Origin of the sequence: Flavobacterium sp. (genome assembly GCF_043778725.1) — a bacterium.
GTDB lineage: Bacteria > Bacteroidota > Bacteroidia > Flavobacteriales > Flavobacteriaceae > Flavobacterium.
Genome location: NZ_JAYWFT010000116.1, coordinates 1 through 10,172, shown reverse-complemented (window position 1 = coordinate 10,172; position 10,172 = coordinate 1). Strand labels below are relative to the sequence as shown.

Annotated in this window: 9 protein-coding genes; 5 read left to right on the top strand and 4 right to left on the bottom strand. The window is 31.2% G+C overall.

The features are described from left to right. Positions 1-1,089, bottom strand: a 1,089-nt coding sequence (locus tag ACH2CG_RS11115; RefSeq protein ID WP_395065162.1) for a RagB/SusD family nutrient uptake outer membrane protein, incomplete at its 3' end; no start/stop codon positions are given. A 19-nt stretch (positions 1,090-1,108) separates the two neighbouring features. After that, the gene (locus ACH2CG_RS11110) at positions 1,109-4,153 is read right to left on the bottom strand and encodes a SusC/RagA family TonB-linked outer membrane protein (RefSeq protein ID WP_395065160.1); all 3,045 of its coding nucleotides are present in this window, start codon (positions 4,151-4,153) and stop codon (positions 1,109-1,111) included. Positions 4,154-4,352: 199 nt separating this feature from the next. On the opposite strand from ACH2CG_RS11110, the gene ACH2CG_RS11105 reads away from it, so the two are divergent. Continuing rightward, positions 4,353-4,952 (top strand): ribonuclease HII, encoded by a 600-nt coding sequence (locus tag ACH2CG_RS11105; RefSeq protein WP_395065158.1) that lies wholly within the window; start codon positions 4,353-4,355, stop codon positions 4,950-4,952. 38 nt (positions 4,953-4,990) lie between these two features. On the opposite strand, the gene lipB is transcribed toward ACH2CG_RS11105, so the two are convergent. Continuing rightward, the gene (gene lipB, locus ACH2CG_RS11100) at positions 4,991-5,695 is read right to left on the bottom strand and encodes a lipoyl(octanoyl) transferase LipB (RefSeq protein ID WP_395065156.1); all 705 of its coding nucleotides are present in this window, start codon (positions 5,693-5,695) and stop codon (positions 4,991-4,993) included. A 59-nt stretch (positions 5,696-5,754) separates the two neighbouring features. Then, complete coding sequence (locus ACH2CG_RS11095) at positions 5,755-6,567, bottom strand: hypothetical protein (protein WP_395065154.1); 813 nt, start codon at positions 6,565-6,567, stop codon at positions 5,755-5,757. Between the two features lie 201 nt (positions 6,568-6,768). Between ACH2CG_RS11095 and lysS the strand changes: the two genes are divergently transcribed. The 4 genes from lysS to ACH2CG_RS11075 form a co-directional block, all read left to right on the top strand. Continuing rightward, on the top strand, positions 6,769-8,460 hold the full coding sequence (lysS, locus tag ACH2CG_RS11090) for a lysine--tRNA ligase (RefSeq protein WP_395065152.1): 1,692 nt from the start codon (positions 6,769-6,771) through the stop codon (positions 8,458-8,460). Between the two features lie 37 nt (positions 8,461-8,497). Further along, positions 8,498-9,244, top strand: coding sequence for an STM3941 family protein (locus tag ACH2CG_RS11085; protein WP_395065150.1), 747 nt, complete (start codon positions 8,498-8,500; stop codon positions 9,242-9,244). 67 nt (positions 9,245-9,311) lie between these two features. After that, entirely contained in the window at positions 9,312-9,671 is a 360-nt protein-coding gene (locus tag ACH2CG_RS11080; protein WP_395065148.1) for a hypothetical protein, read from the top strand. 181 nt (positions 9,672-9,852) lie between these two features. Beyond that, on the top strand, positions 9,853-10,172 hold a 320-nt coding region (locus tag ACH2CG_RS11075), incomplete at its 3' end, for a hypothetical protein (RefSeq protein ID WP_395065146.1).

Sequence of the window (10,172 nt, the reverse complement as noted above, 5' to 3'; positions counted from 1 at the left end):
ATATTTACCTAAAACCAATCTATCTGTAGTTTTATAATCTAAAGATGTTGCATAATTAGGATCAATAGTAGAAGTTGGATGAACAATAGTTGATCTTCTAACATCGGTAGGAGTAGCATTCAATACATTGAACAAAGATCTACTTACTTCATAGAAAGGAGAACCACTAGCAGTTGAATTAACAGATGCCCAACCGTTACCTAAATTTGTTGCTTGTGAAGAATTTTGTAAAGTTCTTTTCAATCTAAATATAACCTCAGTATTTGCAGCTTCATTATCTGTGTAGAAAATGTTGTTGTAATTAGCAGCAGTTGCTAAATTAATTCCAGAAGTTGTAATGACATCATCCGCCCAAATTTCAGCATTTGTATAATCACCTTTCAAAGCATATGCTCTAGCTTTTAAAGCTTTTGCAAGATTTTTGTTAGGATAAAACGTAACATTTGGGTAAAGATTTGCAGCAGGCAAAGATAAACCATTAAATATAGTTAATGCCTGATTAAGATCTGAGTGAATAAGAGAATAAAACTGACCGTTTGTAACTCTTAACAAATTAGTTTCGCTAGACTCAATAACTCTATCAGCAAGAATACCCGCTAATTGATTGTCATCTTTTGGGTTAGGAGAAAAATATGACATAATTTTAATGTGACACAAAGCTCTAACTGTTAAGGCCTCTGCTTTTAATCTGGCAATTAATTGAGCATCTACAGCGTCAACTGGAACAATAATATCAGCAAATTTTATAACACGATTAGCACGTGATAAAGTAAAATAACTTGATGTCCATATAGAATTAGGAGCCGTTGAAGATGCGTTTAAAAAGAATACAAAATCAGTTGTAGTTCCTTGACCACCATTAGCAAATCCAATTCCAGCCTCATCTGTAAAAACAGATGTAAAAACCATATCTTCTCTGTTAGTTAAATTTGCATAAGCAGAATTCATTAACTTTTGTAAATCCGAAGTTTTACGTATAGCAACATCTTCAGTTTGAGCGCCTGGTGTAAATGGCTCTAACAAACCTTCGTCACAAGACACAAAAAGTGCGCTTGAAAAGACTAATAATAATTTAAATATTTTTTTCATTTTTAGTATAATATAATAGTTAAAATTTCAAATCTAGACCCAAAGTAATAATTCTTGGAGTTGGATATTGATAAACGTCAGCATTTCTATCACTTTCTGGATCAAAACCTCTCCATTTAGTAATGTTGAATAAATTTTCACCCTGAACATTTAAAGTAACATCTTTAAAGAATGTTTTTTCAATAAATCTTTTTGGTATTTTATATCCAAGTTGAACATTTCTTAATCTTATGTAAGATGCATCTCTCAAGAAACGATCTGAATCATCTGCTGCTGCATAGTTAGCTGCCTTTAAAGCTGGAACTTGAGTATTTGTATTTGTAGGAGTCCATGCATTTAATAAATCATCAGTTACATTAAAAGTACCAATATTAGATGGATCATAAAGATTTTGTAAATCAAAATCAAATCTCCAAACATCGAATGCATATGTAAATGTTGTTGATACAAAGAATCCTTTGTAATCAAAATCAAAACCAAAACCACCTTGATAAACAGGAATGTAATTTTTACCAGACGCTCTTCTGTCTGCTGTTGTAGGAGTTTCAGTAGGATTACCATTAATATCTTCAAACAATAAATTACCATTTGCTGGATTTACACCGATATAAGGATAAACATAAGGCTCTTCAATTGTACCTCCGTTTTGTGTAAGATAAGAAGGAGCTGTTCCTGCAAATATTTGACCGTTATTGGTTTTTATTCCGTCAACTACATTTTTATTTTTTGATCCGTTTGCACGCAAAGTCAAAGTAACATTTGAATTTTTAATAACATCATAAGCTATGTTCAATTCAACACCTTTGTTCGTGATGTTAGCATTTGAATTTTTTGTAATACTCAAAGCTCCAACAGCTGGCGAAATAGGTTCCGATAAAAACAAATCATAAGTATTTCTATTATAAATATCAAATGCACCTCTTAAACGGCTTTTGAAAAGTTCAAAATCAAGTCCAATGTTATATTGTTTTGTAGTTTCCCATCTCAAATCTGGATAACCAAATGCTATATTGTAACCTTGACCTCCATTATATGCGTTATTACCAATTGAGTATATATCGGCAAAACCAGGAGGAATAACTCCAGCGAAAACAGTACCATCAACAATTCTTTGATTACCAACAGTACCTGTAGAACCTCTTAATTTTAAAACATCAAATATGTTTAAAGATTTTACGAAATTTTCTTCTTCAAGATTCCATCTAGCACCAAATGACCAAAAACTTTTTGATTGATTTGTTTTTCCTAAAAATCTACTTGAAGCATCTCTTCTGTAAGAACCAACAACACCATATTTTTTATTAAAGTCGTAATCAAGCGACGCAAAATATGATATAAGATCAACTCTCAATTGAGAAGCTGAAACAACTGGCACATAGAAATCATTTGCTGAAGTATCTGCTAAATAACCTGCTCCAGTATTAGGAACAAAAGTATCAGGATTTAAACCTCTTTGTCTAAAGTTATTAGTATTTAACCTTGATTGATTGTACTCAGAACTTGCAACAAAATTAACCGTATGTTTTCCAAAAGTTTTGTTATATTCTATTTGATAAAGGTTATTAAATGTAAATTCTCTTCTTTGGTTAATATCTTCAAATCCTTTGTATCCAACTTGAGGTTCAAACAATAAAGCATTGAAAGAGTTAGGGTGTTCTGATTGGAAAAATCTATTAGACAATAACTCTCCAGAAGTACGAATTCTTGCTGTTAAATCTTTGAAAACTTTGTAAGAAGCTTCTGCTGATACATTAAGTCTTGTTTCTTCCGTAAGATTGTTATATGTCTTTAATTTATCAATTAACATTAATGGCGTGTACAATAAAGTACCATCTGTGTTATACAAATCAAACAATTGAGCTGGATTCTGATAAGTACTAGGAGAAATGTATGGCGCAGAAATATAAGCTCCTAATACATAATTTCTATTAATTGCGCCACCACCAAGGTTAGTTGCTTCATTATTTTTAGAGTGACCAATTGCTGTGTTAACAGAATACTTAAATTTTTCGTTAGCAGACTTTCCGTTCACATTATTTCTTATTGTAAAACGCTTTAATCCTGTAGTTTCTAAAACACCTTGTTGATCAAAATAACCAACAGAAGTAAATGAGTTTACATTTTTAGAGTTATTTTCAATACTAAAGTTGTGACTAACTGATGTACCTTGTCTAAAAAAGTAATCTACCCAGTCAGTTTGAACACCAAAAGCATCAATTTGAGCATCTGTTAAAGTAGCGCCCAAACCTGAACCATATCCTTGTTCAATCTTAAGCAACTCTCTTGAAGTAGCATAGCTGTATTTTGGTTTTTGTAATTCACTAATTCCAAATTGAGTAGAATATCTAAAAGTAGTTTTAGCTTCACCATAGCTACCTTTTTTAGTTTTAATTACAATTACACCATTTGAACCTCTTGATCCATACTCCGAAATAGCAGAAGCATCTTTCAAAACATCGACAGTTGCAATATCATTAGGATTTATAGATCTAAAGTTATCACTATTAGATGGAAAACCATCAATAACATATAACGGATCACTATTACCTGTAATAGTTCCTAATCCTCTAATAATTACAGTTGATTTAGAACCTGGCTGACCAGTACTTGCTGTAATATTAACCCCAGCAAGTTGACCTTGAAGTGTATTAATAGCATTAGCATTTGGTCTGTTTTCAATAGTCTTGCTATTAACAGTTGCCGCTGATGTAACAGCTAATTTTTTAGAAACAGTTCTATAACCTTGAACAACTACAGCTTCAAGAACTTTAGCAGCTTCATTCAAAACTACTCTGTAATTATTTGCTGCGCCAACAGTTACTGATTTTGTTTCATAACCTTGGAAAGAAACAATTAAAACATCTCCTGCTTTAGCTTTGATGGAAAATTTACCATCTAAATCAGCTGAAGCACCATTTTTTGTTCCTTTAACAACAACATTTGCGCCTGGCAATGACATACCGCCATCTGTTACCACGCCTGTTACAGTTTTCTCTTGTGCAAACGAAAACTGCATTGATAACGCTACTAATAGCGTAAAAATCCATTTGAACTTCGATCTCATATTAATTTTATTTGAGTTAGTTATTCCGCAAACTTCTTAATAATTTCTTAAATAAACAAATAATACTTCGGAATATTACATTTTATTTTTGTTAAAATTTTCAAGCGGTTTACTAACATAGTGGTTGCAACACATTACTTAGATGAAGAATTATGCAAAAGGTTGCGTTAAAATTTATATTTTTATCAAAATTAATTTTATGTTAAATTTAAGATTTTCGCAATACATTTTAGAATGTGGCACTGATGAAGCTGGAAGAGGTTGCTTAGCTGGTCCTGTTACTGCGGCTGCCATTTTACTTCCTGAAAAATTTGAACTGGATTTACTTAATGATTCTAAACAATTATCAGAAAAAACTAGGGAAAAACTAAGACCTATTATAGAAGATAGGGCAATTTCTTTTTCGGTAACTCATATAGAACCTATTGTTATTGACAAAATCAATATTTTAAATGCTTCAATAAAGGCTATGCAAGAATGTATTGTGAGGTTAAATCCTACACCTTTATATATTATAGTAGATGGCAATCGATTTAAACCAATTAATAACATTCCATATAGTACGATTGTTAAAGGCGATTCTAAGTACATGAGTATTGCAGCGGCATCGGTTTTAGCAAAGACGTATAGAGATGAGTACATGGATAAAATTCATGAAGAATTTCCTATGTACAATTGGAAACAAAACAAAGGATATCCAACTAAAGAACATCGTGAAGCTATTAGAAAATATGGCACAACAAAGTACCACAGAATGAGCTTTAGGTTGTTACCAGAACAAATGAAGTTGAAATTGTGAGTTTATGGTCTTGAGTTTTCTTTAATTAACCCAATACATTATTGTTTGATAATTTCTACTTGAAATAAATTTGAAAAATGTTTTAAGATTTTTTCTTTCACTTCTTCTTCGTTAACATTTTCTACACCAAGTTCTACTTGTAGAGATGTTACTGCCTTTCCTTTTATACCACAAGGAATAATATTGTCGAAATATCCTAAATTGGCATTTACGTTTAAGGCAAATCCATGCATGGTAACCCAACGACTTGCGCGAACGCCCATGGCACAAATTTTTCTTGCAAACGGTGTTCCAACGCCAAGCCAAACTCCTGTTTCGCCTTCACTTCTTGCTCCTACAATATTGTATTCTGCTAAAGTTAGAATTATTACTTCTTCTAGAAAACGTAAGTATTTGTGAATATCTGTAAAGAAATTTTCTAAATCAAGAATTGGATAACCTACAATTTGTCCTGGACCGTGATAGGTAATATCGCCGCCTCTATTTATTTTATAGAATGTGGCTCCTTTTTCTTCAAGTTGTTTTTCTGAAAGTAACAAATTGGAAATATCACCACTTTTTCCTAAAGTGTAAACATGTGGATGCTCTACAAAAAGAAAATAGTTTGGTGTAGAAAGATTTAACTCTTCTCTTCTATTTTGAATTTTCACATCAACAATTTGCTTGAACAAATCCTCTTGATAATCCCAAGTTTCTTTGTAATCTTTATTTCCTAAATCTTGAAGTTGGATTTTTTTATTCATTTTTTTTACTGCCATAAAACGCAACTAATGGCAAAGTTTATTTTATTTAATAAAATCTATTATTGAAATTCTACCTCAAAGTTTAATTTGGATGGATTTTCCATGTAATCTTTTAAAGGATATTCTATGGTTATTGTTTTTCTATCTTCGCTATATAAAGCATTTTCTATAGAAATTTTTTTCACTGCTTTTGGAAATTGATAGACTACTTTAAAATTAGACTGATCATAAAACATTTCCATAGATTCTTTTAATCGTAATGCTTCTGACTCGGCGCTTGCTATATCTTCTTTTGCTTCTTCTTTTTTCTTTTCTATTTTGGAAACTGTTTTCTTGAACGTTTTTCCGTCATAAAAATATTTTACCGATGAATTGTCATCAATAGCATCTGGAGCCATTCCTAAACCGCCCGATTTTTGTCCGGTTGGCGATAGTGATTTCATTGATTGCAACGGCGACATTACATCTTGAAGTTCAGAAATTGAATTGAAATCGGTAAACATAGAATAATTCATGATTCCTTTTTCTTCATCTACGATGGTTCTAACGCTAAATCGCTCCATCTTTTTTATTTTATCTTGTTCCTCTGTAGATAATTTAGAAATACTGTCTTTTTTACTAGCAAACATTTCTTTGAAAGTAAAAGTACTGTCGACAACTTTTTTATTTTTTCTTTTTACCGTTTCCTTTGTATCGCCTACTATAGTGTCACTTTTAAAAGCACTTCCCATCATAGACATCATTTTGGAACCATCAATATCGTAGGCAAATTTACCAGAACCATTATCGTTGATGATTAATTTCTCTGTAATTGTGCAACTTGTTAAACTAAAAATAACAAGTAAAGAAAAAAGTAATTTTATATTTTTCATATGATTTAAAATTTTTACAAATATACAAAAAGTTTGCTATCTAGCCCCGATTGCAGTGGCATCCCGAAACTTCGGGATAGAACGGAAAGCGGGAATATGGAAGGTAGATAAAGCCCAAGCCTTTCGCTTCTAAAAATCTAAAAATATGCATTCTAAATTCTGTATTCTTTTATTATCTTTGCACGCTTAAATACACTATATATGCAACTTTCAGAACAAGAAATCATTAGAAGAGAAAAACTTGACGCTTTGCGTGCTCTTGGTATTAACCCTTATCCAGCAAATTTATTTCCTGTAAATCATACTTCGAAACAGGTGAAAGAAAATTTTGAAGACGGTAAGAAGGTTATTCTTGCTGGACGATTGATGAGTGTTCGCGATCAAGGAAAGGCTTGTTTTGCTGAATTGCAAGATAGTGAGGGTAGGGTTCAATTGTATCTAAACCGTGATATGTTGTGCCTTGGTGAAGACAAGACAATGTACAATCAAGTATTTAAAAAATTAACCGATTTAGGAGATTTTATAGGTATTGAAGGTGAACTTTTTACTACAAAAGTTGGTGCACAGTGTGTTCGTGTTGATGGGTTTACTTTTTTAAGCAAAACTTTGCGACCATTGCCATTACCAAAAACGGATGAAGAAGGAACTGTTCATGATGCTTTTAATGATGCCGAATTGCGTTACAGAATGCGTTATGTAGATTTGGTTGTGAATCCAAATGTGAAAGAAGTTTTCATGAAAAGAACAAAATTGTTCACAGCCATGAGAAACTTTTTTAACACCGCTGGTTATATTGAGGTAGAAACTCCAATTCTTCAGGCAATTCCTGGTGGTGCTGCGGCAAGACCATTTATTTCGCATCACAATGCATTGGATATTCCTTTATATTTGAGAATTGCTAACGAATTGTATCTAAAAAGATTGATTGTTGGTGGGTTTGATGGTGTATATGAGTTTTCTAAAAACTTTAGAAATGAAGGAATGGACAGAACTCACAATCCAGAATTTACTGCAATGGAAATTTATGTAGCCTACAAAGACTACAATTGGATGATGGAATTTACAGAAAACCTATTGGAACATTGTGCCAAGGAAGTAAACGGAACCACAGAAGCTACTTTTGGTGAACATAAAGTAAACTTCAAAGCGCCTTATGCTAGAGTTACAATGACAGATGCAATCAAGCAATTTACAGGTTTTGATATTTCTGGAAAAAGTGAAGCTGAATTATTTGACGCTGCAAAATCTATGGGAATTGAAGTAGATGCAACGATGGGTAAAGGAAAATTGATTGATGAGATTTTTGGAGAAAAATGTGAAGGAAATTTTATACAACCTACCTTTATTACTGATTACCCTAAAGAAATGTCGCCTTTGTGTAAAGAACACAGAGATAATCCTGAACTTACAGAGCGATTTGAATTGATGATTTGTGGTAAAGAAGTTGCCAATGCTTATTCTGAATTGAATGATCCAATTGACCAACGCGAACGATTTGAAGCTCAAATGGCACTTTCTGAAAAAGGTGATGATGAAGCTAACGGAATTATTGACGAAGATTTCTTGAGAGCTTTAGAATATGGAATGCCACCAACTTCTGGATTAGGAATTGGAATGGATAGATTGATAATGTTCTTGACGAATAATGCCTCTATTCAAGAAGTATTATTTTTTCCTCAAATGCGACCTGAGAAAAAACAGATTGAACTTACTGAAGATGAGAAATGGATTATTAGTTTATTAAAATTAGAAAACAATCAGCCTATTGCTCAACTAAAAGAAAAATCAGCTTTAAGCGGAAAAAAATGGGATGCTGCAATGAAAGGTTTAGCAAAACATGGTTTAACTAAAGTAGTTGTTGACGGCGACCTTAAAACTGTTTTTTTAAACTAAGATAGTGTTTAAAAATATAAACCTTCAAAAATGGAAAATGCGATTAATTTATTTAATCTGTTTTCTATTTTTTTTGGGCGGAAGTTGGGCAATTTATAAATCGTATACTTGTATTTACCCAGATAGTTCTTCAGAAGAATTATTTAAAGAACGATTAATTTTAGTTTGCTCTACCCTATTTTTTACTGGATGCGGCTTGTTTCTTTATTTTCTAAATAAGGAAAATGCTAAGGAAAATAAATTCATTAGCTACCATTTAAACCCAATCATTATCAGAGGAAGTTATTCTAAAAATCTCTTGTTATTGTTTAGTTGCTTGTTTATAGTTATTATTTGTATTCCGTTGATAGTGTATCCAGAAGGATTTGATTTTGGAAATAAATATGAGAAAATAACAATTGGAGTTTTTGGTTTTCTTTTCTTTGGTTTTGGATTAATTGTGTCTTTTTTAAAATTGTTTAATAACAATTCTTCAATTGAAATTAACGAAAGAGGATTCACAATAAATAGTGGAGTTTTTAAAAGCAAAACATTTTACTGGAAAGACATTAAAATGATAAACGAAATCATAGTAAAAAACAATAAATTCATCAATATAGAATTAATAGATACCAAAAAATATATTGAGAGTCAAAAATATTGGATTACAAGAAAGTATTCTACCCTACTTTATGCTACTTCCAAATCGTTAATAAGCATTACAAGCAGCAATTTTGACATTGGTCATAAACAACTTTTAGATTTATTGAATTATAAATTAGACCAATTTAAAGAAAAGAAATAAAAAAGTTTATTGACTTTTAAAAAAAAGTATTAAATTCGCCTTTCAACAATTTAATTTTAAGAATATTATGAAAAGAATAATTGCAATACTTACACTATCATTAGCATTTAGTTTAAGCTCTTTTGGTCAACAAACAAAAGCTGCTACATTAGATGTAAAACAATCTAGCAGTAAAGACGTAGTAATAGGAGAAGTTGATGCTATTTCTAAAGTTATTAAACTTGACGAAGGTACTAAAAGTAACATTTCTACACTTTTATTTATGAGAGCAGAAGACATGAGTAATTCAAAATCGTTTGACGAGAAAAAAGAAATTTATGAACGATATGGTAGAAAAATTTTAGGAAGTTTGAATGACGATCAATTGGCAAAAATTAAAGCAAATAAAGAATTATATACAAAACTTACATTGTTTCCAAAAATATAATTTTTAACATCAGAATATAAGAAAATCGCCGTAGTAGCGATTTTTTTTTGTTTAAAACAAAACATTTAGTAGCGCAATAATTAATAGTTTTTAAAAGCAGAAAAATACTAATTATTTGTTAATGACTAAACCTTTTTAAACTATTAAAGTCCTATGTACATAACTTAAAAAAAATAAAAAAATGAAGAATTTAGTTTTAGCAGTATTATTAGTTGTTGGATTAACAACATTTGCACAAGAAAAAAGAGGAGAAAAGAGAGAAAAACTAACTCCAGAACAACGCATTAACTTTCAAGTAAAGAAAATGACGAAAGACTTAACTTTAAATGAAAAACAAGTTAAAGAAGTAGAAGCACTTGTAACTAAAGAGGTTACTAAAAGAGATGAAAAAAGAACCGAAATGAAGGCGAAAAAAGCAGAGAGAGACGAAATGGAAAAGCCTACTAAAGAGGAAATTGAAGCTAGAAAAATAGAAGTTCAAAAAGAACAGGCCAATATGAA

Excerpts from the sequence above, each read along its gene's own strand:
- ACH2CG_RS11085 (WP_395065150.1), top strand. The coding sequence starts at position 8,498 with ATGCGATTAATTTATTTAATCTGTTTTCTATTTTTTTTGGGCGGAAGT.
- ACH2CG_RS11080 (WP_395065148.1), top strand. The coding sequence starts at position 9,312 with ATGAAAAGAATAATTGCAATACTTACACTATCATTAGCATTTAGTTTA.
- ACH2CG_RS11095 (WP_395065154.1), bottom strand. The coding sequence starts at position 6,567 with ATGAAAAATATAAAATTACTTTTTTCTTTACTTGTTATTTTTAGTTTA.
- lipB (WP_395065156.1), bottom strand. The coding sequence starts at position 5,695 with ATGAATAAAAAAATCCAACTTCAAGATTTAGGAAATAAAGATTACAAA.
- ACH2CG_RS11110 (WP_395065160.1), bottom strand. The coding sequence starts at position 4,153 with ATGAGATCGAAGTTCAAATGGATTTTTACGCTATTAGTAGCGTTATCA.
- ACH2CG_RS11105 (WP_395065158.1), top strand. The coding sequence starts at position 4,353 with ATGTTAAATTTAAGATTTTCGCAATACATTTTAGAATGTGGCACTGAT.
- lysS (WP_395065152.1), top strand. The coding sequence starts at position 6,769 with ATGCAACTTTCAGAACAAGAAATCATTAGAAGAGAAAAACTTGACGCT.